The organism is Gallibacterium salpingitidis (assembly GCF_001678495.1).
Classification (GTDB): domain Bacteria; phylum Pseudomonadota; class Gammaproteobacteria; order Enterobacterales; family Pasteurellaceae; genus Gallibacterium; species Gallibacterium salpingitidis.
Genome location: NZ_JTJL01000012.1, coordinates 71,226 through 97,832, shown reverse-complemented (window position 1 = coordinate 97,832; position 26,607 = coordinate 71,226). Strand labels below are relative to the sequence as shown.

Genomic DNA, 26,607 nt, shown 5'->3' with positions numbered 1-26,607 from the left:
ATGAATACTATTCCTTTTTGCCTACCAAAACAGATTACTCCAGAAATTTTCTTACGCGATTACTGGCAAAAACAGCCATTACTCATTCGACAAGGGTTACCACAAATTGTCGGTATGTTTGAACCACAGGATATTATCGAATTAGCACAAGAAGAAGAGGTAACAGCACGTTTAATTCAAACGCACCAACACAACGGTGAAGAAAAATGGCAATTGAAAACCAGTCCGCTGAAGGCAAAAGATTTTAAAAATTTACCTGAAAAGTGGTCAGTATTAGTACAAAATTTAGAACAATGGTCGCCAGAGCTTGGCAAATTATGGCAAGCCTTTGCCTTTATTCCGCAATGGCAGCGTGATGACATTATGGTTTCCTTTGCCCCGAAAGGCGGTTCAGTGGGTAAACATTATGACGAATATGATGTTTTTCTAGTACAAGGTTATGGACAACGCCGTTGGCAATTAGGTAAATGGTGCGATCCTTCTACTGAATTTAAAGCGAATCAGCCTATCCGTATTTTTGATGAGATGGGTGAATTAATCCTTGATGAAGTGATGCAACCCGGTGATGTGCTATATGTGCCATCTCGTTTATCGCATTACGGTGTGGCAGAGAGCGATTGTCTTACCTTCTCTTTTGGTTTACGTTACCCAAATGCTAGCGACATTTTAGAAAATTTCTGCAAAGCACTAGAACATCATAGTGAACAACTTAACAGCAGTGATTTTGCCATCCCATTTCGTTTAGCACCGAATCTACAAAATAATGGCTTACTCTCTCCAGAAAATATCGCAACATTAAAACAACAACTTATTTCACTCTTACAAAACTCTTCACAATTTGATGACCTATTTAGTCAAGCGGTAGCAACCACAGTCAGTACGCGCCGTTACAATTTATTAGCGACAGAAGATGAATATTATCCGGAAGAGTTACAAGAAGCCTTACAACAAGGCGATATCATTATCCAAGATGCGAATAGTAAGATTATCTATACCGACAATGGCAATATTTTTATTAACGGTGAATGGATTGATGAATTAAATGACACCGAGTGTCAGCTATTAGCTTATCTTGCTGATGGCAACGCATTAGATTGGCAGACTTTACAACAATATGTCAGCCAAGATATTCCGCTCAATTTATTATTAGATAGCTTGTGTGACTGGCTTGACAATGGTTGGTTGCTATTAGATACGGAATAACTACGATGATGCTGAACCAAACTAATCCGCCAATTTTATCTATTAGCCAACTTAACCGTTGTGCAAAAGAGTTATTGGAACAGCAATTAGGATCATTATGGCTTACTGGTGAAATTTCTAATTTTACGCAACCTGTATCAGGGCATTGGTATTTCACGTTAAAAGATAATGATGCACAAGTGAGAGCGGCAATGTTCCGTATGCGTAACCTGCGTGTTGCATTTAAACCGCAAAACGGTATGCAAGTGCTTGTCAAAGCTAGTGTTAGTTTATATGAACCCCGCGGCGATTATCAGATTATTGTTGATAGTATGCAGCCAGCAGGCGAAGGTTTATTGCAACAACAGTTTGAACAACTGAAAATGAAATTAGCCGCTGAAGGATTATTTGCACAACAATGGAAAAAGCCATTACCTTCTGTCTGCCAACGAATTGGTGTGATTACTTCTTCTAGCGGTGCAGCTTTACACGATATTTTGCAGATTTTGCGAAGACGTAACCCGAGTTTAGAAGTAGTGATTTATCCAACTCTGGTACAAGGTAAAGAAGCAGCACAAGATATTGTACGCAGTATTGAAATTGCTAATGTTCGTCAAGAGTGTGATGTTTTAATTGTTGGACGCGGTGGCGGTTCATTAGAAGATCTTTGGTGTTTTAATGAAGAAATTGTAGCTCGTGCGATTTTTACTTCATCTATTCCGATTATCAGTGCTGTTGGACACGAAACAGATGTGACGATTGCTGACTTTGTCGCAGATTTACGCGCCTCAACACCATCAGCTGCCGCTGAATTATTAAGTCGTGATCAAAAAGAACTATGGCAAAAAATTGATTATTTACAGCAACGACTTGAGATAGCGTTTAATTACCTTATCAATCAGGCTCGCCAACGCCTAGAAAAATTGCAACTACGCTTACAAAATCAACATCCTCAAACTCGTTTAGCATTACAAAAACAGCAATATCAATATCTGAATGATCGTTTGTATAAAGCTATCCAACTTTACTTGCAAAAACGACAACAACAGCAACAACGATTACAACAACGTTTATGGCAAATTCGCCTTAGTGACAATATTTTGTATCAACAACAGAACTTACAACAATGGCATTATCGTTTAACCGCTGCAATGAATATGCTGTTACAACAACAACGTTATCAGTTATCTCAACTTAGCAGTCGTTTAGACAGTATTAGTCCATTAAAGGTGCTACAACGTGGTTATACTGTGACAACAACAGAAAACCATCAACTTATTACGAGTGCAAAACAAGTTGCCATTGGGCAGATGTTGGTGACCAAAACCAATAATGGAGAGATCTTAAGTGTAGTAAAACAGATCAAGGAGTGATCAAACTACATTTTTTCAAATGACTATCGCTTAATTAAGCAAGGAGAGCACAATGTCAAAGCCTTATTACCAAATCGCTTTATTCTTTAATGCAAATAAAGTTTACGATCGTGAAGTAATGGCAGGAATTGGCGAATACATTCAAGCTTCTCGTGTTTCTTGGAATGTTTTCTTAGAAGATGATTTTATTCATCGCGAATTAGCTTTAGATCCACAAAATTTAGATGGCATTATTGCTGACTTTGATGATCCAGTCTTAGTCCAAAAACTCATTAATAGCGATATTCCTGTGGTAGCAGTGGGTAGCTCTTATCAAGATGAAAATAATTATCCGAAAAATATTCCCTATGTTGCCACTGATAATAATGCCATCCTTCAATTTGCATTTGAGCACCTGCAACAAAAAGGGATTAATAATTTTGCCTTTTACGGTTTACCCGATCCGGGATTTCAACATTGGTCCACTGAACGCAAAATGGCGTTTGAACGTATTATGGCTAAAAACAATTATCAACCAGAAATTTATCTTGGTCATGAAACACATTCCCAAAATTGGCAGCAAGCCCAACAAGAATTAACCGAATGGATTCTCTCCTTACCTAAACATACCGGAATTATTGCGGTTACCGATGCTCGCGCTAGACATTTACTGCAAACCTGCGACTTATTAGATATTCCAGTACCTGATCAACTTTGCATTATTGGTATTGATAATGAAGAACTCATTCAAGCATTTTCACGTGTTCCTTTATCATCAGTTCGTCAAGGAACAAAAAATATGGGATATCAAGCTGCTAAATTACTACATGCATTAATTGAAAATCGTCCAATTAAGCATAGCCCATTTTTAATTCCACCAATCAATGTTGAAGCCAGAACCTCAACAGATTATCGCTCTATTCAAGACCCTTTAATCATTCAAGCACTACATTATATTCGCTTAAATGCTTGTTCTGGGATCAAAGTGGAACAAGTTTTAGACTACGTTAAGGCTTCACGTTCTAATTTAGAAAATCGTTTTCGTATCGAAATGGGGAAAACTATTCATCAAGTTTTACATGATGAAAAAATGAATAAAGCAAAACAGTTATTAAATGACACCCAAATTCCAATTCAAGAAATTGCTGAAATTTGTGGTTATCCCTCTGTGCAGTATTTTTATTTTGTTTTTAAGAAAGAGTTTCAACAAACCCCAAATGAGTATCGAGCAAAGTATAATTCAGAGGCATTAGCTTAAATCGTAAAAAACATACTGGCTACTGTCAGTATGTTTTTTATCTATCTTCTTTAATTACAAATACTTAACACGTTGATATAGCTGTTTAAACTTCTCGTACTTTTCACGATAATGTTTAAATTGTTGTGGATCAGGTGTATAGCGTGCTTCTAATTGTAATGGTGGACAAAAATCGGCAACATCTTGTTCTGGATGTAATGCCATTTGTGCTAATTTAGCGGCACCTAATGCCGGCCCTACATCGCCACCGACTCGATATTCAAAGGTTTTACCACTAATATTCGCTAATAACTGGCGCCAAAAATGACTCTTCGCACCGCCACCAATTAAAGTGATGGATTCAGCAACAACACCTGTTTCATGTAATACTTCAATCCCTTCTGTTAATGCAAAACTGACCCCTTCAACCACAGCTCTTGCCATTTCTGCTTGAGTTGTATCATGATGCAATCCCCAAAAAACACCCGTTGCATAAGGATCATTATGCGGTGTACGTTCTCCGGAGAGATAAGGTAAAAATAACACATCCTTACTACTTTGTGCTTGTTCAGCCAATGCAAAAAAGCGAGAAATATCATTAATGCCCAACGCTTTATTTGCCCAGTCAATGCAAGAAGCAGCACTCAACAAAACAGACATTAAATGCCAGCGATTTGGTAATGCGTGGCAGAAACTATGCACTGCTTTACTTGGATTACTCAAATATTTATCAGTAACTACAAAATAAACACCTGATGTTCCTAACGATAACATCGCCTGTCCAGCTTGATATAATCCAACCCCTATTGCTCCTGCGGCATTATCACCACCACCAGCAACGACAGGTACCGAATTCATTCCCCATTGTTGTGCTAATTCAGGCAATAAATAACCTGTAACCTGATTTCCCTCAACTAAACGAGGCATCTGTTGTTCAGTTAAATGACAAGCCGACAATAATGTTTCACTCCAACATCTTTTTCCGACATCTAACCACATTGTTCCGGCTGCATCAGACATTTCACTCACATAATCGCCCGTCATCAACAATCGCAAATAATCTTTTGGCAATAAGACTTTCGCAATTTTCTGAAACACATCAGGTTCATGCTTTTCAATCCATTTCACTTTTGGCGCAGTGAATCCTGGCATCATTAAATTACCTGTAATTTCTCGAGAATTTGGTACTAGTTGCTCTAACTCATGACATTCAGCAAAACTACGACCGTCATTCCATAAAATCGCAGGATAAAGCACTTCATCATGCTGATCCAACATCACTGCACCATGCATCTGTCCAGTTAAACCAATCGCTTTTACTTTAGTAAGATCTTGTTCCAAGGCTAATTGAACAAAACATTGTTGTACTGCTTGCCACCAATCAGCAGGATCTTGCTCCGACCACAATGCTTGTCGCCGAGTTACTGTCAATCCAACAGTACTAGTCGCAACAATCTGTTGTTGTTCATCCAATAATACTGCTTTAATACCTGATGTTCCTAAATCAATACCGAGATACATAAGTACCCCCTCATCTCTACCCAAACCAATAACAAAAATAAAGGGAAAGAAACCGCCATTATTCTTTCCCTGATCTCCTTTTATTATTTATAAATATAAGAGTTCACAATATTTTCTAATAATTCTTGGCGTCCAGAAACTGGTGCTGGTGCAAGATCTTTCTCAGTAACATATTGGGCCAAATCAGCTAATGAAAGTTTACCATTAAGAATGTCTTGACCAAATTGTGCATCCCAACCAGCATAACGTTGATCTTTTAATGCTTGTAAACGGTCATTTTCGATCATCTCTGCAGCAATCAATAAAGATTTAGCTAAGACATCAATACCACCGATATGAGCGTGTACAAGATCATAACGATCAATACTTTGTCTGCGGATTTTCGCATCGAAGTTGAAACCACCGGTACCTAAACCACCAGCTTTCAAGATTTCATAAATGACTAATGCATTTTCTTCAACACTGTTAGGGAATTGGTCTGTATCCCAACCAAGTTGTGCATCACCACGATTCGCATCGATTGAACCCAGAATACCTAATGCAGCAGCAGTTGCTACTTCGTGTTGGAAAGTATGACCTGCTAAGGTTGCATGGTTGGCTTCAATATTAACCTTGATTTCTTTTTCTAAACCAAATTGTTTTAAGAAGCCATAAACTGTCGCAACATCATAGTCGTATTGGTGTTTAGTTGGTTCTTGTGGTTTTGGTTCAATTAACAATGTACCGTTGAAACCAAGTTTATATTTATTTTCTACTACTAACTGCATAAAACGGCCAAGTTGTTCACGTTCACGTTTTAAGTCAGTATTTAACAAGGTTTCATAACCTTCACGTCCGCCCCATAACACATAGTTTTCACCGCCTAATTTATGAGTCGCTTGCATAGCGTTGAATACTTGAGTTGCTGCACAAGCAAATACTTCCGGATTCGGATTACTTGCTGCGCCTGCCATATAACGTTTATTGGTGAAACAGTTCGCTGTACCCCATAACAATTTAATGCCAGTTTCTGCTTGTTTTTGTGCTAATAAATCAACAATAGTTGAGAAATTATAGATATATTCTTTAAAAGAATTGCCTTCTGGTGCTACATCTACATCATGGAAACAGTAATAAGGCACACCTAATTTTTTAATAAATTCAAAAGCAATATTCGCTTTTTCTTTTGCTGCTTCTAATGCAGTTGGATTTTTTTGCCAAGGTCTATCCAATGAAGCAGTACCAAACATATCTGTACCATTCCAACAGAAAGTATGCCAATAACATACTGCTAAACGTAAATGTTCCGCCATTGTTTTACCCAGCACCACACGATTTGTATCGTAATAACGATATGCGAATGGATTGGTTGATTGAGGGCCTTCGTATTTTACTTGTTCAATTTGATCGAAATAAGTTGTCATTTTTGATTCTCCTTGCATGAGTAATGAATTGAGATGTGCAAAGAGTAAATATGAAAAAATATCTCTTCAATTACGTTATTTTCTTTTGCCATTTAGATAATTGTTTTTTGTGATAAATATCACACAATCAATAAAATAGACTTATTTTCAATATTGTGAGAGTTATCACAGAAACTAAAAATCGTAATTGCAAAACAAAATTTATAAATTGTTCCGCATGTAGAAATTATGAATAGTAATAGCCGCTGTAATACTTATCCCTTTAATTAATATGAGGTGGCTCAAATGAAATTGAAAAAAACTTTATTATCTATTGCAATTATTTTAGGTTGTATGAGCAGTGTATCTAATGCAAAAGATTTAACTATTGGTATGTCTATTGATGATTTACGCTTAGAGCGTTGGCAAAAAGATAGTTCAATATTTAGTAAAAAAGCGGAAGAGTTAGGTGCAAAAGTATTTGTACAATCTGCAAATGGTGATGATAGTGTCCAAATTTCTCAAATCGAAAATATGATTAATAGAAATGTCGATGTATTAGTCATTATTCCACATAACGGTGATGTATTAAGCAATGTAATTGAGGAAGCTTCTCGTTCTGGAATTAAAGTATTGGCTTACGACCGTTTAATTAATAACGCTAATATTGATTTCTATGTTTCATTTGATAATGAAAAAGTTGGGGAATTACAAGCAGAAAGTTTAGTTAAATTAAAACCTAAAGGAAATTATTTTTTAATGGGTGGTTCACCAACTGATAATAACGCAAAACTTTTCCGTAAAGGACAAATGAAAGTTATTCAACCATTAGTTGATAAAGGTGATATTAAAATTGTTGGTGACCAATGGGTAGATTCTTGGTTACCAGAAAAAGCATTACAAATTATGGAAAATGCACTCACTGCAAATAATAACAAAATTGATGCGGTAGTCGCTTCTAACGACGCGACTGCAGGCGGTGCAGTACAAGCATTACAAGCTCAAGGATTGGCTGGTAAAGTTGTTATCTCAGGACAAGATGCTGACCTAGCTGGTATCAAACGTATCGTTGCTGGTACCCAAACTATGACCGTTTATAAACCAATCGCTAAATTAGCGGCAACTGCAGCAGAAATTGCAGTGAAACTTGGTAAAGGTGAAAAAATTGAAAGTAATGCGGTCTTAAATAATAGCCTTAAAGATGTCCCATCTTATTTATTAACACCAATTGTAGTCACTAAAGATAATATTGATGAAACTGTCATCAAAGATGGTTTCCATACTAAAGATAGTGTTTATAAATAATAAATTATGAGGGAGTTTCTTCTCCCTCAATTTATTTAAGGTGGTTCCTATGGATGTTTTATTAGAAATGAAAGGAATAGTAAAAAAATTTGGTGATGTAAAAGCACTAGATGATATTTCTATTTCTGTTTCACCTGGTGAAGTTCTCTCTCTTTGTGGAGAAAATGGATCAGGAAAATCAACTTTAATGAAGGTACTTTGTGGTATTTATCCTTATGGTGATTACGAGGGCGATATTTATTTTTCCGGTGAATTATTAAAATCAAAAAATATAAAAGATACGGAAAGCAGAGGTATTGCCATTATTCACCAAGAATTAGCTTTAGTGAAAAATATGACTATTATGGATAATATTTTTCTTGGCAATGAAATTACTAATTATGGTATTGCAGATGAAAATGAAATGTACCTTCGTTGTCAGAAAATGTTATCTCAAGTACAACTTAATGTTGATCCTTATACTGTTGTCGGAGAGCTAGGCTTAGGAGAACAACAATTAGTCGAAATAGCAAAAGCATTAAATAAAAATGTACGTTTATTAATATTAGATGAACCAACTGCTTCTTTAACTGAAAAAGAAACTGATATATTGCTCGATTTAATTCGTAATTTAAAAGCTCATAATATTGCTTGTATTTATATTTCTCATAAATTAAATGAAGTAAAGGCAATTTCGGATGAAATTTGTGTAATTCGTGATGGTAAACATATTGGGACTCGTTCAGCTTCTGAAATGACAGAAGACGATATCATTACTATGATGGTAGGTCGTGAAATTACTTCTCTCTATCCACACGAACCTCATCAAATTAGTGAAACGATTCTAGAAGTAAAAAACTTAACAGCTTGGCATCATGTTAATACTCATATCAAACGCATTGATGATGTTAGTTTCCAACTCCATAAAGGCGAAATTTTAGGTATCGCTGGATTGGTGGGTTCAGGTCGTACTGAAATTGTGCAATGTATTTTTGGCGCTTACCCAGGTAAATTTACAGGCGAATTTATCTTAAATGGCAATACGGTAAAACATAAAAATTGCGCTGAAGCGATCAAAAATGGCATTTTTATGGTACCAGAAGATCGTAAACGCCACGGTATTATTCCAATTATGGGCGTTAATAAAAATATTACCCTTTCAGCATTACCAAAATATTGCAGCAAAGGTGCAGTTATTAATGAGGCCTTGGAAGAAACTGTGATTCAACAATCAATTCAAGATCTTAAAGTAAAAACTCCAACTCCTGAATTAGCTATCGCTCGTTTAAGCGGTGGTAACCAACAAAAAGCGATTTTAGCGAAAGCGTTATTACTTAATCCACAAATTCTTATTTTGGACGAACCAACTCGCGGTATTGATGTGGGGGCAAAATATGAAATTTATAAATTAATCAACGAATTGGCGCAAAAAGGTGTTGCGATTATTGTGATTTCATCTGAATTACCTGAAGTATTAGGAATCAGCGATCGTGTGCTCGTTATGCATCACGGCAAATTAAAAGGAAATCTAATCAATGATCATCTTACTCAAGAAAAAGTAATGGAAACTGCACTCAAGGAGTAGTCTATGAAAAACCTTAAATCCATTAATTTACAAGTTTATATTATGCTGATTGCAATTATTGTAATTATGCTATTTTTCTCTTTTGCCACTGATGGCGCATATCTTAGTGCAAGAAATATTTCCAATTTATTACGTCAAACTTCCATTACCGGGATTCTGGCCATTGGAATGCTCTTTGTCATTATTGCTGCTGAAATTGATCTTTCAGTTGGTTCATTAATGGGCTTATTAGGCGGTTTTGCTGCTATTACCAACGTATGGTGGGGTTGGCCATTACCAGCAACTATTTTCGCAACGTTGATTCTTGGTGTTATTTTTGGTGTTTGGAATGGTTATTGGGTAGCTTATCAACGTGTACCTTCATTTATTGTTACTTTAGCTGGTTTGTTAGCGTTTCGTGGTATTTTGATCGGTATTACTGATGGTTCAACTGTTTCACCAACTACACAATCAATGACTTTAATTGGACAAGGTTACATTCCTGATGTGTGGGGACTTGGTATTGGTTGCTTAGCTGTAATTGCCTTTATACTTTGGAACAGTCGCCAACGCCATGCACGCCAAAAATTGCAATTGCCTGTTCCAACTATGTCAAAAGATTTTCTCACCTATGCAGCACTTGCAGTTTTACTACTTGGTTCTATTTATTTACTAAACGATTATCGTGGTATTCCATTCCCTGTTTTACTGTTAGCTATCCTTGCTGTTATTGGTTATTTTGTTTCCAAGAAAACAGCCTTCGGACGCTATATTTATGCAATCGGTGGAAATATTGATGCAGCGCGTTTATCAGGTATTAAAGTAGAAAAAATTAAATTAGCCATCTTTTCAATCAATGGCTTAATGGTTGCAATAGCAGGTTTGATTTTAAGTGCTCGTCTTGGTGCAGGTTCACCTTCTGCTGGTCAAAATGCTGAATTAGATGCTATCGCGGCTTGTGTTATCGGTGGTGCAAGTTTAGCCGGCGGTGTTGGTAGTATTTTTGGTGTCATTATCGGTGCATTAATTATCGCTGCTTTGGATAATGGTATGAGTATGTTAGACGTACCAACCTTCTGGCAATATATTGTCAAAGGTGGAATTTTATTACTAGCAGTATGGGTTGATTCTATTAGTAAGAAAAAAGAATAATTGAAATTCCCTCTTCTCTAAAAAATATATAATACCCTGTGTTATAACAGGGTATTATTATTTATAATAAAGTTAATTTAAATACTATATTAAATATAACCCCTATCTAAACTAAAATTAGTTACCCTTCCTCTCACATTATTTAATTTAATTTAATTTAATTTAATTTAATTACTATATTAAAAAACCACTTTTAAAGAGTACATATTTACTTATCTTATACTATATTTTTATTGTGACATTCATCACAAAAACCAAAAAACGTAATCGAGAAGAAAAATTTATAAATTGAGGATAAAACATAAATAACAATAATAAAATTATCTTAATATTTTAACATAGGAGATATTTATGTCAGACACTCCAAGTCTTAATAACGAATTTGCTAAACTTTCATTAAAAGAAAAAATAGCATATGGTTCTGGCGATCTAGCACAAAATTTAATATTTGGGACTATTGGTGGTTTCTTATTAGTTTATTTAATCACCGTAAATACACTTTCTACTGCTGCAGGTGCAACTATCTTCTTCATTGTAAAATGGATTAACGTCTTTTGGGATCCTTGGGTTGGTACTGTTGTTGACAAAAGTAAAATCACTAAAAATGGAAAATATAGACCCTATATTTTAAGATTTGGTATTCCATTAACAATTATTGCTGCATTTTTATTTTTACCAATAGAGGCAACTAAAGGTAGTTTCTTATATGCCTTTCTCTCTTACTTAGCAACTGCATTAATTTATTCTTTTGTGAATATCCCATATGGCTCATTAAATGCTTCCTTAACCAGAGATAATAGTGAAATTACCGAAATTACAACAATTAGAATGACAATGGCTAATGTTGCAAATTTATTAGTTTATACATTGTTCCCATTATTTATCCAATTAGCTTCACCACATCAATCTTTACGTGATATTGGATTTTTTGGCATTCAATTAAATCTTGGTAATTATATGACACCAGATGCCGGTTTTGCCTGGTTCAAAGTATATGCTGTTTATATGACCATTGGTTTTATTGCTTTAATATTCTGCTATTTTGGTACTAAAGAGCGTATTTTCCCTAAGGAAAATAGTGAAAGTAAAATTAGATATATTGATCTTATTTTAGAGTTAAAAAATAATTATCCACTCCGTATATTAGGATTATTCTTTCTAATTTCTTTCATATTTATGTTCTTTGGTAATACTGTTTGGCCATTTTATATGAATTATAATATTGGACATCAAGAATGGATGGGAACTATAGGCTTAATTGGTTCATTACCCGGTATCTTTCTTGTTGCATTATGGCCTTATTTAAGAAAAACCTTAGGCAAAAAAAGATTTTTCTTTGTTTTCTTAGGCATCTTTATTATTGGACAATTATTACTCTATATTTGGCAATTTGATTCCTTCAAAGATTCTCCAACACTTGGTTATATCGGTAGATTCTTCCAACAATGGGGATTAACTTCAGCTACTGGATTTATGTGGGCTCTTGTTCCGGAAGTTATCAACTATGGAGAATTTAAATCGAAAAAACGTGTCGCAGGAATTATCAATTCATTGATGGGATTATTCTTTAAAATTGGTCTGGCTTTAGGCGGTATTATTCCTGCTTATATTAATGCTTTCTTTGGCTTTGATGGTACAAAAGAATCACAAACTCTCCAAGCTTTATCTGGTATCAATATTTCAATGATTTGGATGCCAATTATCCTTGCCATTATTGCTGGTTTTGTTATCTCTCTTTATCCATTATCCGATGAAGAAATTGAAAAAATGAATATTAACATTACAACAAATAAATAATTCAGGAGATATGCTATGAAAATAAAAAACCCAATACTTACTGGATTCCATCCAGATCCTTCGATTATTCGTGTTGATGATACTTATTACATTGCAAATTCTACCTTTGAGTGGTTTCCCGGTGTTCGTTTACATCAATCAAAAGATCTATTGAATTGGGAATTACTACCTTCCCCATTATCAACAAAAACATTACTCGATATGAAAGGAAATCCCTCTTCTGGCGGTATTTGGGCGCCGGATCTTTCTTATGCAGATGGTAAATTTTGGCTTGTCTATACTGATGTAAAAGTCACAGAAGGTGCATTTAAAGATATGACCAACTATCTCACAACTGCAGAGAATATTTTAGGGCCTTGGTCAGATCCAATTAAATTAAATGGCGTTGGTTTTGATGCTTCTCTCTTTCATGATGATGATGGTAGAAAATATTTAGTCCAACAAACTTGGGATCATCGTGAATATAAACATCCATTTAACGGTATTACTCTTACAGAATTCGATACCGCAACGATGAAACTAAAACCACAGACAGCAAGAACCATTTACACCGGCACCGATGTAAAATTAGTTGAAGGTCCTCATTTATACAAAATTAATGGCTATTACTATCTTTTTGCTGCTGAAGGCGGTACTGTATATACTCATCAAGAGGTGGTTGCAAGATCCAAAACTCTTGATGCATATAGTTTTGAAACCGATCCTGATGGTGCATTTATTACGAATTTTGATACACCTAAGTTTGAATTACAAAAACAAGGACATGGTGCATTAGTAAACACACCTGAAGGCGAATGGTATTATGCTAGTTTATGCGGTCGTCCATGGCATCATAGTACAGAATCCATTACAGATCCTCGTGGCTGGTGTACTTTAGGTCGTGAAACTTCTCTACAAAAAGTGTATTGGAATGATAATGGCTGGCCAAAAGTAGAAGGTGGCACTGGCGGACAAATTTATATTGATCTACCACAGGGTGTTACAGCTCAAACAAAATCTACTGTAAATGATCAATTTGATGACTTCACTTCTTCCGAATTAAGTCCAAATTGGAATACATTACGCGTACCATTCTCTGATTATTTTGGTGAAGTAGGTAATGGTAAACTCTCATTAATTGGTCGTGGTTCTCTTGCCAATACACATGAAGTATCAATGATTGCAAGACGTTGGCAGCATTTCTATTTTGAAGCTGAAACAAAAGTCAAATTTGATCCTTTTAGTTATCAACAAATGGCTGGTTTGACTAATTTCTATAATGATCGTCATTGGTCTTTTGTCTTTATTACATATGATGAGCAAAAAGGTCGTGTGATTGAGGTAGCAGAAAACAATCGAGGACAATATCGGTCATTATTACAAGAAAATGCTATCCAAGTTCCAGATAACATTGAATACATCTGGTTAAAAACCATTGTAGAAAAACAATTTTATCACTATGAATATTCATTCGATGGTCAGCAATACACCCGAATTCCAGTAAAACTAGACGCTAAAATACTCTCCGATGATTATGTTTTACAATCTTATGGCGGATTCTTCACAGGTGCATTTGTCGGTCTAGCTTGTATAGATTATTCTGGTTATGAATTAACTGCCGAATTTACTCATTTCCGTTATAGAGAAAATATAAATCAACAAAAATAGTTATATTCTCATCATAACAAAGGCACATATCCACCACTATATGTGCCTTTACTTTTTTAAAAAGATCAAAATTTAATCAAAATATACCCATAACTAGGTATTAAAAATAAAATTCTTAATTCATTGATATTATTCACTTTTCTAACACTTAATAGGTATAAATAGTGATTCTGATCCCATTTCTAACTATTATGGCTAAAACTTTTTGATTAAACTCAAAAAACAGCTATATAACCTTAGAATTATTGTGATTATTTGATAGAGTAGCTATCGTTCATAACTCTATCTTGCCTGTGTTCATAAGGGATTAGGAACATTTAATTTATTCAATTTTTGTTATTTATTTAATAACTTTTATGTTGGGGTAATTATCGTGAAAACTTTCAAGCAAGCTATGTTGCTACTACTAGCTGGTACAGCAACGATGGGTATTTCTACTGCTTATGCAGCAGAACAACCAGCAACTAAACCAGTAATCGATCAAAATCAGATCAATAATGATAAATTTAAAGATATGAAGTTTGATATTGATGCTAAATCTGTCCGTAATGACCTTTATGCAGAAAAATACCCTTTACAATATCAATCTTGGCTTAGTACAAAAAAATCAGAAAAAATTGGTGATGCTTTAGCTGAAGATCCTCGTTTAGTTGTGTTATGGGGCGGTTATTTATTTTCTGTAGAATACAATCATCCTCGTGGACACTACTATGCCATTACTGACGTACGCAATATTTTACGTACTGGTGCTCCAAAAGATGAAACTACCGGTCCTCAACCGGCTGCTTGTTGGACATGTAAAAGCCCCGATGTTGCTCGTTTAATCACTGAAAAAGGTGAAGATGGTTATTTTGGTGTGAAATGGGCTAAATGGGGTAATGAAATTGTTAATCCTATTGGTTGTGCTGATTGCCATGATACTAACTCCAAAGAATTTGCTGAAGGCAAGCCAGCATTACGAATCGCTCGTCCTCATGTATTACGTGCATTAGATAAAGTTGATTGGAACTTTGAACGTTCTGATCAAACTGATAAACGTGCTGCAGTCTGTGCAAACTGTCACGTTGAATACTTCTTTGCCGGTGATAAGAAGACCGTTACTTTCCCATGGCAAAATGGTATGAGTGTTGAACAAATGGAAAAATATTACGATGATCTTCAATTCAAAGATTGGGTTCATTCACTTTCTAAAGCTCCTATGCTTAAAGCACAACACCCAGATTTTGAAATTTGGACTATGGGTATGCATGGTAAAAATGGCGTAACCTGCGTAGATTGCCATATGGCAAAAACTCAAGCTGCCGATGGTCGGGTATTCACCGATCACAATATCGGTAATCCATTTGATAACTTCCAAAATACTTGTGCAAATTGCCACGATCAAAGCAAAGAAAAATTACAAGGCATTGTTAACTCTCGTAAAGAACGCGTAACTCAAATGTTGATTAAATTAGAAGATCAACTTGTACATGCTCACTTTGAAGCTAAAGCGGCTTGGGATGCTGGTGCAACAGAAGATGAAATGAAAGAAGTGTTACAAGATATTCGTCATGCACAATGGCGTTGGGATTACACTTCTGCTAGCCATGGCGCATATGTACACGCACCAGAAGTTGCATTAAATGTTTTAGGTTCTGGTTTAGATAAAGCAGCTGATGCTCGCCGTAAACTTGCCGTTATTTTAACTAAACACAATGTGGCTCAACCGGTTGCAATTCCGGATATCTCTACCAAAGAAAAAGCACAAGCTGCTATCGGTATTGATATGGAAAAACATAAACGTGAAAAAGAAGAGTTCTTAAAAACTGTTGTTCCTCAATGGGATAAAGAAGCAAAAGAAAAAGGTTTATTACCTGCTGATGCAAAATAAATCTCAGTATAAGGTTGCCTCTCTTAGTGAGGCAACCAACAGAATCTGTACTTATTTGAGGAAAGAACAATGAATTTCTACAACATTTTTAAAAAAGGACTGTTTAGCAGTATTGCAGTAGGATTGTTCGCATTTGCCTTCCATGCAACAGCGGATAATGCGACTGCCAGTGCTGCAAATGAAAAGACAGCAAATACGTTGACTTATCAACCACAATTGGAAAATCAACGTGATCCGAACCAATATTGTGCAAAATGTCATAAATTTAATAATCAACAATTTCATGGCACACATTTAAGCAAAACAAATCCGAATACTGGTAAACCAATTAATTGTGTCAGTTGCCATGGCAAAATTTCTGAAGACCATCGTCGTGGTGTGAAAGATGTTATGCGTTTCCATGGTGATATTTTTGATGGCAAAACACCAATGTACACTGCACAAGAACAAAACCAAGTTTGTTTTGCTTGCCACCAACCTGACAAATTAAGAGAGAAATTCTGGGCACATGATGTACACGCAATGAAATTACCTTGTGCTAGCTGTCATACTCTGCATCCGGAACATGATGCAATGAAAGATATTCAACCAAAACAACGTGTAAAACTCTGTGTAGATTGTCATGGAAAGCAACAAGCGATTCGTGAAGAGAAAGCTAAACAACCGAATAAGGATACACAATGAATTGTTCACGCCGCAATTTCGTTTCAGGGATTGGAGCGCTAGTGTTGGTGGCTGGAACAAGCAATAAAACATTAGCGACCGCACTGTCTGAAACCGAAGAAAAAAATAAACGTTATGGAATGTTACACGATGAGCGTAGCTGTATTGGTTGTACTGCTTGTATGGATGCTTGTCGTGAAGTAAATCAGGTACCAGAAGGCGTTTCTCGCTTACAGATCATTCGTAGTGAACCTTATGGTGAGTTTCCTGATGTTGAATATGAATTTTTCCGTCATTCGTGTCAGCATTGTAGTAATGCACCTTGCGTACATGTATGTCCAACTGGCGCTTCTTTTATTGATGCCAAAACAGGTATTGTTGATGTTAACGCAGATCTTTGTGTTGGCTGTCAATACTGTATTGCGGTTTGTCCATATCGTGTCCGTTATATTGATCCCGTAACGAAGGCTGCAGATAAATGTAATTTCTGCCGAGACACTAACTTAGCAAAAGGTAAGTTACCTGCTTGTGTCGAAGCTTGTCCTACTAAAGCATTAACTTTTGGTGATCTCAATGATCCGCACAGTGAGATTTCACAAAAAATTCGTCAAGAACAGGTTTACCGTACTAAAGTAGAACTTGGTACAGAACCGAATCTTTATCATATTCCAAGTAAACGCGGGGAGATCAGACGATGAATAATCCATTTCATTTCCCATCTCTCGTGTGGGACGAAATTATTGCTATTTATCTCTTTTTATTAGGGATCTCTGCTGGTGCTACGATGTTGGCAGTACTATTAAAGCGTAGCGGTCTTGCAGGAACAAACCCAGATCAAAATAATATCATTCGCTGTGCAGCAATCATTGCTCCAGTTACCATTATTTTAGGTTTGGTTATTTTGATCTTCCATCTAACTAAACCTTGGACGTTCTGGTATTTGATGTTCAATTATCATCACACTTCCATTATGTCTATGGGGGTAATGTTATTCCAAATCTATATGGCATTTTTATTGTTGTGGTTAGCTTTTCTCTTCAAAGGATTAATTGCCCAACTCATTGCTCGTTTTATGCCTAAACTTGTTTTTGTTAATCACATTATCGCTAAGTTAGAACGCTTCAATTCCCCTGTTGAAATCATTTTGATTTTCTTATCTGTGTTGCTAGGGGCATATACTGGTTTCCTACTTTCAGCATTGATCAGTTATCCAATGCTAAATAACCCAGTATTACCAGTATTGTTCCTTGCCTCAGGTACTTCTTCAGGAATTGCGGCACTAATGTTGGCAACAGTATTATTTACCAAAGAAAGCACACATTCACCAGCACTCAACTTTGTGCATAAGTTTGAATTACCGGTAGTTTTAATTGAAGCCTTCTTACTCTTTGCATTCTGTATTGGGCTCTATTTAGGTGGCGGTCAAAAAACTGTTGCATTATATAATGCTGTTGGCGGTGGTTTTTGGTCTTACGTATTCTGGATTGGGCTAGTGGGAATTGGTTTAGTATTGCCAACTTTCCTAAATGCTGTCATGCCACAAGAAATTAAACACCGTAAAGGATTTATTATCCTTGTAGCCAGTTTAAGTTTAATCGGTGTGCTATGCCTACGTTTCTGGGCGCTATATGCAGGGCAAATGACACTTGCTTAATGAAAATAACTTATTGATATAACATAGAAAAATGATATGTTGGCCACCAACATATCATTTTAATTTTTATAACAGAGAACTTAATACTTTATGCTAGCAGAATTAGGATTTATCAGCTTACTCTTAACCGTTGGACTCACTTTCTTTTTATGGTTATTACCAGCTTACGGTTTATGGCAAAAACAATCTATTTTTTTCCAATTAGCATTCCCATTAAGTTATCTCTATACTATTTTTACTGTTATTACTTTAGTCTTACTTGCCTACGCTTTTGCTACCAATGACTTTTCATTGGAGTATGTTGCTCAACATTCCAATTCAAACTTACCCCTTTTCTATAAAATTGCCGCAACATGGGGTGGTCATGAAGGGTCTATGCTGTTTTGGTTATTTTCTCTCTCTGTATGGACTGGATTATTTGCTTGGTTAAATCGCCACGCTGACCAAAAAATTATCTGTACTGCACTGATAATAATGGGGTTAATTAGTTTTTGTTTCGCTTTATTTATTTTATGCCTATCTAATCCTTTTCATCGTTTGTTTCCAATTCCATTAGAAGGACGAGATTTAAATCCTATGTTGCAAGATATAGGCTTAATCGTACATCCACCTTTACTCTATTTGGGCTATGTTGGTTTTGCAGTTAATTTTTCCCTAGTGATTGCTGCCCTTATGTATCAACAATTCAATGCTGCTTTTGCGCGTTTATGTCGTCCTTGGGTATTAGCATCTTGGGCTTTTCTGACTGCAGGAATTATTTTAGGTTCTTGGTGGGCTTACTATGAACTCGGTTGGGGTGGTTGGTGGTTTTGGGATCCTGTGGAAAATGCTTCACTAATGCCATGGCTCCTTGCTACCGCATTATTGCACTGCTTAATTGTTTATGAAAAACGGGGAATATTGCTTTATTGGGTAATGCTTCTTTCTATTTTTACTTTTGCCCTCAGTTTACTAGGAACCTTTATTGTCCGTTCAGGTGTATTAGCCTCTGTCCATGCATTTACCATTGATCCACAACGTGGTCATGCTCTTTTGCTCATTTTTTTCTTATTCGTTATTGGTGGTCTAACATTATTTGCATTACGCGCCAATACTCCACCTTCTATTGTACGCTTCCAATGGTTATCTAAAGAAAGCGCTATTCTTATCAGTAATATTGTATTTACCTTAGCAACCTTAATTGTGTTTGTTGGTACCTTCTATCCCATGATTTTTACTATGATGGGTTGGGGAAGTATTTCTGTAGGAACGCCTTATTTTAATCACCTATTCCTGCCATTATTATTGATTGTCTTATTACTGATTATTTTTTCACCACAATTCACTTGGCAGCGAATAACACTTTCACGTCTGAACAAAGCAAGCTTGCTGCTAATTCCTGCAATTTTGCTTACCATTGCGCAAATCTTGTATGAAACAAATTTTCAATTAAAAGCAATTTCACCTGTGGCTTTTATACTACTAACTTTGTCATGGTGGCTATGCTTTAATACTTTATTTTCACACTGGTTACGAGATAAAAAGCAGTGGGGTATGCGTTTTGCTCATATAGGCTTAGCGATCAGTATTATCGGTGGAACAATGAGTAATTATTATGCCGAAGAAATGAGTGTGAAAATGAAAGCTGGCGATACACAAACCTTACACCAATATCAATTTACTTATCTTGGTTATCGCAATGAGATTGGTCCAAACTATACTGCGGAACGTACTTTTTTTAATATTAGCCATAACAATAGCAACATTGCACAAATTAGTGCTGAACGACGTTTTTATGATGTACGTACAATGAATATGAGTGAAGTGGGTATTTTATGGGGTTGGACACACGATCTTTATATCGTAATGGGCAATAAACTCTCACCTACTGAATTTGCTTTCCGTTTACACTATAAACCATATATTCGCTGGCTCTGGTTCGGTGGTTTATTAGCTATGTTAGGTGGTTTCTTTGCAATGTGGCAAGCAAGAAAACCGCGTCAAATAAATCAGGTATCACTATGAAACGTTGGCTGTTATTCATTCCCCTTATTATTATTTTTATTTTTGCTGTAATGCTCTTTCTTAGCTTAAATCAGGATCCATTACAAAAAATGAAAGATCATCTCAATAAACCATTACCAGCTTTTACCTTATCTGATCTTCAAGAGCAGAATCGTATTTTGCACAATAACGATTTTCCACAAGGCGAGGTTTACTTAATCAATATTTGGGGCAGTTGGTGTCAATTTTGCCAACAAGAATTTCCATTACTGCATAAAATTACACAACAATATCATGTACCAATTATTGGCATTGACTATTTAGACAAGCGTGAAAATGCCTTACAAACATTACAGCAGTTAGGTAACCCATTCAAACTGAATACCTATGACAGTCAAGGTATGTTTGCTGCAGAACTAGGTATCAATGGTGCGCCCTATACTTTCATTATTGATAAACAAGGAATTATGCGCTATTTCTTTGATGGTGGAGCAATTAACGAAACGATTTGGCAAACAGAAATGTTGCCATTAATTAAAAAACTACAAATGGAAAACAAATGAGATTTATCTTGCTACTTATTCTTGGTTTTAGTTGCTTTGTACAAGCTGAAATTGTTGATACATTTCAATTTAATTCACCTGAAGCACAGCAACGTGCTATTGCCTTAGCTAAAACCTTGCGTTGCCCACAATGTCAAAACCAAAACTTAGTCGAATCTAATGCAGCTGTCGCTTATGATTTACGTCTTGAAGTGTATCAAATGGTAAATCAGGGAAAAAGTAATGATGAAATTGTGCAAACAATGACAGAACGTTTTGGTGATTTTGTACGTTATGATCCACCATTAACAACAAAAACTTACTTCTTATGGTTATTACCACTACTTGCATTACTAATTGCGATATTTTCTAGTATTTTTTATCTCCGTAAACGTAAGAAAAATACTCTGCTCAATGCTGAGGAACAACAACAACTCAAAGCTTTTTTAGATCAACAGGAACAACATGAATAATATGATTTTCTTTGTCGGTATCACTATTTATTGTGTATTGATCTTAGCCATACTATATTTTTACAAGCCAACTACACGAGAAGATTTAAATAATAAAAAGCTTAATCAACAACTACTTAATCAACAATTAGCGCAAGGTAAAAAGCAGCAAAATATCATTTTAATCAATGAAACTGCCTATCGTTTTATGCAAGAGCAACAAAATAGCGCAAAAAATCCTCTTCTTTATGCAAAAACTATCGCAATTTCTTTTGCTCTACTGTTAATTTTATTAGTGTTTGGTTACTACTTTACAACTGAACGTTTTTCACAATTACAACAACAGCAACAAATTACAAGCCAGCACATCAACCAAACAGATAACAACAAAAATCCAAATGAAGAAATGATTATTGCTGTACAGAATAAAATTCGTACTAATCCCAATAATGGTGAAAATTGGTATGAATTAGGCTTAGCTTATGCTCAAAATAATGAATTTGACAATGCAATAGAATCCTATTCTAGAGCAACTATTTTATTAGGCAGAAAATCTTATATTCTTGGCGCTGCTGCCACTGCACTTTACTACAAATCTAATCAAACCATCACCCAACAAGTACAACAGTGGTTAGATGAAGCACTAGAACTCGATCCACAAGATACAGCAGCTTTATTACTGCTTGCTAATGATGCCTTTAATCAACAACATTTCTCACAAGCGATTGATTTATGGCAGAAAATTTTAGATAGTCAACGTAAAGTCGATCGTAAGTTATTAATCAAAATGATGAATATTGCTGAGGAAAAAGCTAGAGTACAATAAAATTGTACTCTAACTATAACAATTAACGAATTCTCGCAAAGCCCGCTGCTAAATCGGCAATTAAATCTTCAGGATCTTCTAAACCAACATGGATACGTACTAAACTGCCCGTTAATTTACGCTGAATATTAGGACGGATTCGTGCAATTTCTTCTGGTTGGTTAATTAAGATTAATGATTCATAACCACCCCATGAATATGCCATAGTGAATAACTTGAAGTGATCTAAAAATGCAGCAACTTGTTGTTCATCAAGACGTTGTGTCAATTCAAATGAAAATAGGCCACTTGCCCCACTAAAATCACGTTTAAAAAATTCATGCCCTGGGCAACTTGGTAATGCTGGATGATAAACGGCTTTAACTTCTGGTTGTTGTGCTAACCATTCTGCAATTTTAATGCTACTTTCACCATGTTGTTTTAGACGCAACGCTAAGGTACGAATACCTCGTGCTGTCATATACGCAGTATCCGCATCTACCATTTGTCCCATTAAATAGGATTGCTCGCGTAATTGATCCCAGGTACGCTCATTCGCCACCGCCGTTCCAATCATCGCATCAGAATGGCCTACTAAATATTTTGTTCCTGCCTGAATTGATATATCAACATCATGTTGTAATGCTGGAAATAATAATCCACCAGACCAAGTGTTATCGATCATAATAATCATCTCAGGCTTTTTCGCACGCACTGATTTAACCATCGTTGGAATATCGCCAACCTCCATAGTCAATGAACTTGGTGCTTCCAAAAAGACGACTTTTGTATTTTCTTGAATAAGATCTGAAATATCTGCACCAATCATTGGATCAAAAAAAGTTGTTTCTACACCTAATTTTTTTAATATCACCTGACAAAATTCTTGTGTCGGTTCATAAGCTGCACCAGTCACTAGAATATGATCGCCTTGCTGTACAAATGACAATAAACTATTACTGATTGCAGCAGCGCCACAAGGATACAGATAACAGCCTGCGCCACCTTCTAATTCACACATCAAATCTTGTAATGCAAAATGGGTTAATGTGCCACGACGGCCATAAAATAATGCCTGTTTTGCACGTTGACGAGTAGCGATTTTTTTATCAGCGACAGTTTCAAAAACTAAAGAAGATGCACGTTGGATAACTGGATTTACACTACCTTGAGTAACTCGATTTTTACGACCGGAATGGATAAGTTGCGTGTTTTTTTGTTGTGATTGCGTTACCATTATTAAACCTCTCTTGGTAAATATATGGTTTAACATTAATTGATTTGATAGATAAAAACAACTGTATATTTAATAGGGAAAGCGGTATCTTTTACCACGTCAAAACAACGAGCTTTGTTATTATTTCGTTGTTTCAATCTTAATCATTAATTAGATACTCACAAGGAGATAGTTATGGTATTAGTAACTCGTCAAGCACCAGATTTTACTGCATCAGCAGTATTAGGTAACGGTGAAATCGTTGATAATTTCAATTTCAAAAAACATGTTGAAGGTAAAGCTGCAGTAGTATTCTTCTGGCCTTTAGACTTCACTTTCGTTTGCCCATCAGAAATCATTGCATTCGATCACCGTTATCAAGAATTCAAAAAACGTGGTGTAGAAGTTGTTGGTGTTTCTATCGACTCTCAATATACTCACAACGCATGGCGTAAAACTCCAGTAGATAAAGGTGGTATCGGTGAAGTTCAATTCGCTATGGTTGCTGATGTTAAACATGAAATCGCTGAAGCATATGGTATCGAACACCCAGCAGCAGGCGTTGCATTACGTGCATCTTTCTTAATCGACAAAAATGGTGTTGTTCGTCACCAAGTTGTTAACGATCTTCCATTAGGTCGTAACATCGATGAAATGCTTCGTATGGTTGATGCTCTTGCATTCCACGAAGAACATGGTGAAGTTTGCCCAGCACAATGGTCAAAAGGTAAAGAAGGTATGAAAGACAACCCAGAAGGTGTTGCTGCATACTTGAAGAAAAATGCTGATCAACTTTAATCTTTGATTGTTACAAGCCCCGTTCTTTTACGGGGCTTTATTTTCACCTAGCTAAAACAATCCTTCTTTTCATTTTTGACTATTTTCTACATAAAAATTGATCTAATACGAGCAATTTTTTCAAGATTTACCCTCTTAAAATCTATTCTTAGGTATTATATTTAGATACAATAGACGCCATTTATAAAAATAGGGGACAGATAAAATGCCTAAAATACTTCTTGTTGACGATGATATAGAATTTACAAATTTATTAACTGAAGTCTTAGTGATGGAAAGTTTCGATGTTGATGTCGTCTATAATGGTGAAGAAGCGCTAAACAAGTTAGATCCAAGTTATGATCTTATTTTATTAGACATTATGATGCCAAAACTCAATGGTATCGAAACCTTAAAACAAATTAGACAAAAATATACCACGCCAGTATTAATGCTCACAGCAAGAGGCGATGATGTTGATAGAATTTTAGGTTTAGAATTGGGCGCAGATGATTATCTATCTAAACCATTTAATGATCGTGAGTTAGTTGCTCGTATTAAAGCGATCTTACGTCGTGTTAAAACCAACTCAACCACCAATACTATCGGTACTAATATTGAAATTAATACTTCCGATGACTCCAAAACCTTACAATTCGATGATATTACTCTTCACCCAGGACGCCAACAAGTTATCTATCAAGGCAGAGATCTTGAATTAACTGGTACAGAATTTGCGTTATTACATATGTTAATTCGTAATCCTGGATTAATTCTTTCTAGAGAATTACTCTCTATTGAAATTTTAGGTAAACGCTTAACGCCTTTTGATCGTGCAATCGATATGCATATGTCTAATTTGCGTAAAAAATTACCACCAAGAAGAGATAATTTACCATGGTTCAAAACATTAAGAGGACGAGGTTATCTCTTAATTACAGATAAATAAACTTATGGTACGTTTATAAAAATTGATAAAGCCCTCGTTTTCCATGAGAAATGAGGGTTTTATTTTTAAGTTATCGAGCTATTTATGAAAAAAAGCATAATAAAACTATTTTCTTCATTAACAGGGCAAATATATCTTTTCTTCATTCTCGTATTTTGTATCTCATTTATTATTGCCGTTGTTCTACCATCTTTTGATGCCAGAAATTATTCAATACTAAACGATAAAGAAATTAATTATTACAATAATATTGTGTTTGCGATGATGGAAAAAACGGATGCTAATAATATTTTTGAACTCCAATCACAAGTAGAATTTATCGAAAAAGAGAGGAAATTAAGATTTGCTCTTGTTAATCAAGCCGGAAAAATTCTAAACGTAAATTACCAAGACTATACAAATATTAAGGAATTTATTTCACGCTCCAACAACCCACTTTATCCACAAGAAAAACAATTCGATAATTCTGAAATTGTTGGACCTTTTTTAATTAAACTTTCTGATGGTAGCGATAAACTTTCTACATATTACGTTTATTTCATCAAGAATGTACCGCCAACTCACCCTTTTATTAAGAAATTCTTTGATAATTATCTAATAATGCTGCTCGTCATTATTGTGATGACTGCACCGCTATTACTTATTCTTTCCTATCGTATCACCAAACCAATCGTGAAATTACGTAAGGCTGTCAATAACGTTGCTATGGGAAATTTCACCATCAATCCCGACTTAGAAAAAGAAGGACCAATAGAAATTCGTGCAGTAGGAAAGAATTTTAATCAGATGGTAGCTGCGCTCGAAAACTTATTAACTTCACAAAAAAGAATGTTGTCCGATATTTCGCATGAATTAAGAACACCTTTAGCGAGATTAAAACTCTCTGCGGCAATTATCCGCCGTCGTCATGGCGAAACACCAGAACTTGCACGTATCGAAATAGAAGCTGAACGTTTAGAACAAATGATTTCAGATATATTAAATATTTCTCGACAACAAATTAGCCATCATTTTGAACATGAAATCTTTCCAATTAATGATATTTGGGAAGATGTGATTGAAAATACACGTTTTGAATTAGAACAACTTAATAAAGCACAAAATACTAATAAACAATTAATTGTTGAGAATAATATTGCCCACCCTGAATGCTATTTTATTAATGGCAATATTTCTGCTTTAGCTGGTGCATTAGAAAATATTATCCAAAATGCAAAAAAATATGGCGAACAAACCATAAAACTCTCTTTTTCTATTGTGAATGATTACCTCAATATTTCGATTGAAGATGATGGTAATGGTATTGACGATAGTGAATATAAAAATATTTTTGAGCCTTTTTATCGTGTTGATACTGCTCGCACTCGTGAATCTGGCGGTTTTGGTTTAGGCTTAGCAATTGTATTTAATACTGTAAAGCAACATCATGGTACCATCGAAGCTCAACGCAGTGAATTAGGTGGTTTATTAGTAAAAATGCAATTACCTTTATGGTTTGACTAGGAAAATACAAATTTTGTGATACAAATTACAAAAAAAGGATTTAATCATTAAATAATATAAAATTCTTGTTCTTTT

General features: G+C 35.4%; 22 protein-coding genes. 19 read left to right on the top strand and 3 right to left on the bottom strand.

Annotation, left to right across the window (positions count from 1 at the left end; genetic code table 11):
* The 3 genes from QS62_RS03350 to QS62_RS03340 are packed head-to-tail and all read left to right on the top strand — an operon-like array spanning nt 1 to nt 3,792.
* Complete coding sequence (locus QS62_RS03350) at nt 1-1,203, top strand: ribosomal protein uL16 3-hydroxylase (RefSeq protein WP_066105878.1); 1,203 nt, start codon at nt 1-3, stop codon at nt 1,201-1,203.
* A 5-nt stretch (nt 1,204-1,208) separates the two neighbouring features.
* A complete protein-coding gene (gene xseA / locus QS62_RS03345) occupies nt 1,209-2,555 on the top strand; it encodes an exodeoxyribonuclease VII large subunit (RefSeq protein ID WP_066105875.1) in 1,347 nt (448 codons plus the stop codon).
* 52 nt (nt 2,556-2,607) lie between these two features.
* Complete coding sequence (locus QS62_RS03340) at nt 2,608-3,792, top strand: XylR family transcriptional regulator (RefSeq protein ID WP_066105873.1); 1,185 nt, start codon at nt 2,608-2,610, stop codon at nt 3,790-3,792.
* Between the two features lie 54 nt (nt 3,793-3,846).
* Here QS62_RS03340 and xylB read toward each other — a convergent pair whose 3' ends face one another.
* Nucleotides 3,847-5,292: a xylulokinase gene (xylB, locus tag QS62_RS03335; protein WP_066105871.1), complete on the bottom strand. Its 1,446-nt coding sequence runs from the start codon at nt 5,290-5,292 to the stop codon at nt 3,847-3,849.
* An 83-nt stretch (nt 5,293-5,375) separates the two neighbouring features.
* Complete coding sequence (xylA, locus tag QS62_RS03330) at nt 5,376-6,695, bottom strand: xylose isomerase (RefSeq protein WP_066105868.1); 1,320 nt, start codon at nt 6,693-6,695, stop codon at nt 5,376-5,378.
* Nucleotides 6,696-6,980: 285 nt separating this feature from the next.
* On the opposite strand from xylA, the gene xylF reads away from it, so the two are divergent.
* The 13 genes from xylF to QS62_RS03265 all read left to right on the top strand — a co-directional run bounded on the left by xylF (nt 6,981) and on the right by QS62_RS03265 (nt 22,108).
* Nucleotides 6,981-7,979, top strand: coding sequence for a D-xylose ABC transporter substrate-binding protein (gene xylF, locus QS62_RS03325; protein WP_066105865.1), 999 nt, complete (start codon nt 6,981-6,983; stop codon nt 7,977-7,979).
* A gap of 49 nt (nt 7,980-8,028) precedes the next feature.
* Nucleotides 8,029-9,543, top strand: a complete 1,515-nt coding sequence (locus tag QS62_RS03320; protein WP_066105862.1) for a xylose ABC transporter ATP-binding protein — start codon at nt 8,029-8,031, stop codon at nt 9,541-9,543.
* Nucleotides 9,544-9,546: 3 nt separating this feature from the next.
* Complete coding sequence (locus tag QS62_RS03315; protein ID WP_066105860.1) at nt 9,547-10,674, top strand: sugar ABC transporter permease; 1,128 nt, start codon at nt 9,547-9,549, stop codon at nt 10,672-10,674.
* A 351-nt stretch (nt 10,675-11,025) separates the two neighbouring features.
* The gene (locus QS62_RS03310) at nt 11,026-12,471 is read left to right on the top strand and encodes an MFS transporter (RefSeq protein ID WP_066105858.1); all 1,446 of its coding nucleotides are present in this window, start codon (nt 11,026-11,028) and stop codon (nt 12,469-12,471) included.
* Nucleotides 12,472-12,486: 15 nt separating this feature from the next.
* Complete coding sequence (locus QS62_RS03305) at nt 12,487-14,118, top strand: glycoside hydrolase family 43 protein (protein ID WP_066105855.1); 1,632 nt, start codon at nt 12,487-12,489, stop codon at nt 14,116-14,118.
* A 394-nt stretch (nt 14,119-14,512) separates the two neighbouring features.
* Nucleotides 14,513-15,988: an ammonia-forming nitrite reductase cytochrome c552 subunit gene (nrfA, locus tag QS62_RS03300; protein ID WP_197495474.1), complete on the top strand. Its 1,476-nt coding sequence runs from the start codon at nt 14,513-14,515 to the stop codon at nt 15,986-15,988.
* Nucleotides 15,989-16,057: 69 nt separating this feature from the next.
* The gene (gene nrfB, locus QS62_RS03295) at nt 16,058-16,672 is read left to right on the top strand and encodes a cytochrome c nitrite reductase pentaheme subunit (RefSeq protein WP_066105850.1); all 615 of its coding nucleotides are present in this window, start codon (nt 16,058-16,060) and stop codon (nt 16,670-16,672) included.
* Nucleotides 16,669-17,349, top strand: a complete 681-nt coding sequence (gene nrfC, locus QS62_RS03290) for a cytochrome c nitrite reductase Fe-S protein (protein WP_066105847.1) — start codon at nt 16,669-16,671, stop codon at nt 17,347-17,349. Before nrfB ends, nrfC begins: the two co-directional genes overlap by 4 nt.
* Nucleotides 17,346-18,305 carry a cytochrome c nitrite reductase subunit NrfD gene (gene nrfD, locus QS62_RS03285; RefSeq protein ID WP_066105844.1) on the top strand — a complete coding sequence of 320 codons (960 nt, stop codon included), beginning with the start codon at nt 17,346-17,348 and terminating at the stop codon, nt 18,303-18,305. The genes nrfC and nrfD overlap by 4 nt, the downstream gene beginning before the upstream one ends.
* 90 nt (nt 18,306-18,395) lie before the next feature.
* Nucleotides 18,396-20,309 carry a heme lyase CcmF/NrfE family subunit gene (locus tag QS62_RS03280; RefSeq protein ID WP_066105839.1) on the top strand — a complete coding sequence of 638 codons (1,914 nt, stop codon included), beginning with the start codon at nt 18,396-18,398 and terminating at the stop codon, nt 20,307-20,309.
* A complete protein-coding gene (locus tag QS62_RS03275; RefSeq protein ID WP_066105836.1) occupies nt 20,306-20,851 on the top strand; it encodes a DsbE family thiol:disulfide interchange protein in 546 nt (181 codons plus the stop codon). Before QS62_RS03280 ends, QS62_RS03275 begins: the two co-directional genes overlap by 4 nt.
* Nucleotides 20,848-21,303 carry a heme lyase NrfEFG subunit NrfF gene (gene nrfF / locus QS62_RS03270; protein WP_066105833.1) on the top strand — a complete coding sequence of 152 codons (456 nt, stop codon included), beginning with the start codon at nt 20,848-20,850 and terminating at the stop codon, nt 21,301-21,303. The genes QS62_RS03275 and nrfF overlap by 4 nt, the downstream gene beginning before the upstream one ends.
* On the top strand, nt 21,296-22,108 hold the full coding sequence (locus QS62_RS03265) for a TPR domain-containing protein (protein WP_066105831.1): 813 nt from the start codon (nt 21,296-21,298) through the stop codon (nt 22,106-22,108). The genes nrfF and QS62_RS03265 overlap by 8 nt, the downstream gene beginning before the upstream one ends.
* Nucleotides 22,109-22,130: 22 nt before the next feature.
* On the opposite strand, the gene metC is transcribed toward QS62_RS03265, so the two are convergent.
* Nucleotides 22,131-23,324 (bottom strand): cystathionine beta-lyase, encoded by a 1,194-nt coding sequence (metC, locus tag QS62_RS03260; RefSeq protein WP_066105828.1) that lies wholly within the window; start codon nt 23,322-23,324, stop codon nt 22,131-22,133.
* Between the two features lie 174 nt (nt 23,325-23,498).
* Between metC and QS62_RS03255 the strand changes: the two genes are divergently transcribed.
* The 3 genes from QS62_RS03255 to cpxA all read left to right on the top strand — a co-directional run bounded on the left by QS62_RS03255 (nt 23,499) and on the right by cpxA (nt 26,532).
* Nucleotides 23,499-24,101, top strand: coding sequence for a peroxiredoxin C (locus QS62_RS03255; protein ID WP_066105825.1), 603 nt, complete (start codon nt 23,499-23,501; stop codon nt 24,099-24,101).
* 205 nt (nt 24,102-24,306) lie between these two features.
* Nucleotides 24,307-25,029 (top strand): envelope stress response regulator transcription factor CpxR, encoded by a 723-nt coding sequence (gene cpxR / locus QS62_RS03250; RefSeq protein WP_066105822.1) that lies wholly within the window; start codon nt 24,307-24,309, stop codon nt 25,027-25,029.
* Nucleotides 25,030-25,113: 84 nt separating this feature from the next.
* Nucleotides 25,114-26,532 carry an envelope stress sensor histidine kinase CpxA gene (gene cpxA / locus QS62_RS03245; RefSeq protein ID WP_066105819.1) on the top strand — a complete coding sequence of 473 codons (1,419 nt, stop codon included), beginning with the start codon at nt 25,114-25,116 and terminating at the stop codon, nt 26,530-26,532.
* The last annotated feature ends 75 nt before the right edge of the window (nt 26,533-26,607 follow it).

Excerpts from the sequence above, each read along its gene's own strand:
- QS62_RS03350 (WP_066105878.1), top strand. The coding sequence starts at position 1 with ATGAATACTATTCCTTTTTGCCTACCAAAACAGATTACTCCAGAAATT.
- xseA (WP_066105875.1), top strand. The coding sequence starts at position 1,209 with ATGATGCTGAACCAAACTAATCCGCCAATTTTATCTATTAGCCAACTT.
- QS62_RS03340 (WP_066105873.1), top strand. The coding sequence starts at position 2,608 with ATGTCAAAGCCTTATTACCAAATCGCTTTATTCTTTAATGCAAATAAA.
- xylB (WP_066105871.1), bottom strand. The coding sequence starts at position 5,292 with ATGTATCTCGGTATTGATTTAGGAACATCAGGTATTAAAGCAGTATTA.
- xylA (WP_066105868.1), bottom strand. The coding sequence starts at position 6,695 with ATGACAACTTATTTCGATCAAATTGAACAAGTAAAATACGAAGGCCCT.
- xylF (WP_066105865.1), top strand. The coding sequence starts at position 6,981 with ATGAAATTGAAAAAAACTTTATTATCTATTGCAATTATTTTAGGTTGT.
- QS62_RS03320 (WP_066105862.1), top strand. The coding sequence starts at position 8,029 with ATGGATGTTTTATTAGAAATGAAAGGAATAGTAAAAAAATTTGGTGAT.
- QS62_RS03315 (WP_066105860.1), top strand. The coding sequence starts at position 9,547 with ATGAAAAACCTTAAATCCATTAATTTACAAGTTTATATTATGCTGATT.
- QS62_RS03310 (WP_066105858.1), top strand. The coding sequence starts at position 11,026 with ATGTCAGACACTCCAAGTCTTAATAACGAATTTGCTAAACTTTCATTA.
- QS62_RS03305 (WP_066105855.1), top strand. The coding sequence starts at position 12,487 with ATGAAAATAAAAAACCCAATACTTACTGGATTCCATCCAGATCCTTCG.
- nrfA (WP_197495474.1), top strand. The coding sequence starts at position 14,513 with ATGTTGCTACTACTAGCTGGTACAGCAACGATGGGTATTTCTACTGCT.
- nrfB (WP_066105850.1), top strand. The coding sequence starts at position 16,058 with ATGAATTTCTACAACATTTTTAAAAAAGGACTGTTTAGCAGTATTGCA.
- nrfC (WP_066105847.1), top strand. The coding sequence starts at position 16,669 with ATGAATTGTTCACGCCGCAATTTCGTTTCAGGGATTGGAGCGCTAGTG.
- nrfD (WP_066105844.1), top strand. The coding sequence starts at position 17,346 with ATGAATAATCCATTTCATTTCCCATCTCTCGTGTGGGACGAAATTATT.
- QS62_RS03280 (WP_066105839.1), top strand. The coding sequence starts at position 18,396 with ATGCTAGCAGAATTAGGATTTATCAGCTTACTCTTAACCGTTGGACTC.
- QS62_RS03275 (WP_066105836.1), top strand. The coding sequence starts at position 20,306 with ATGAAACGTTGGCTGTTATTCATTCCCCTTATTATTATTTTTATTTTT.
- nrfF (WP_066105833.1), top strand. The coding sequence starts at position 20,848 with ATGAGATTTATCTTGCTACTTATTCTTGGTTTTAGTTGCTTTGTACAA.
- QS62_RS03265 (WP_066105831.1), top strand. The coding sequence starts at position 21,296 with ATGAATAATATGATTTTCTTTGTCGGTATCACTATTTATTGTGTATTG.
- metC (WP_066105828.1), bottom strand. The coding sequence starts at position 23,324 with ATGGTAACGCAATCACAACAAAAAAACACGCAACTTATCCATTCCGGT.
- QS62_RS03255 (WP_066105825.1), top strand. The coding sequence starts at position 23,499 with ATGGTATTAGTAACTCGTCAAGCACCAGATTTTACTGCATCAGCAGTA.
- cpxR (WP_066105822.1), top strand. The coding sequence starts at position 24,307 with ATGCCTAAAATACTTCTTGTTGACGATGATATAGAATTTACAAATTTA.
- cpxA (WP_066105819.1), top strand. The coding sequence starts at position 25,114 with ATGAAAAAAAGCATAATAAAACTATTTTCTTCATTAACAGGGCAAATA.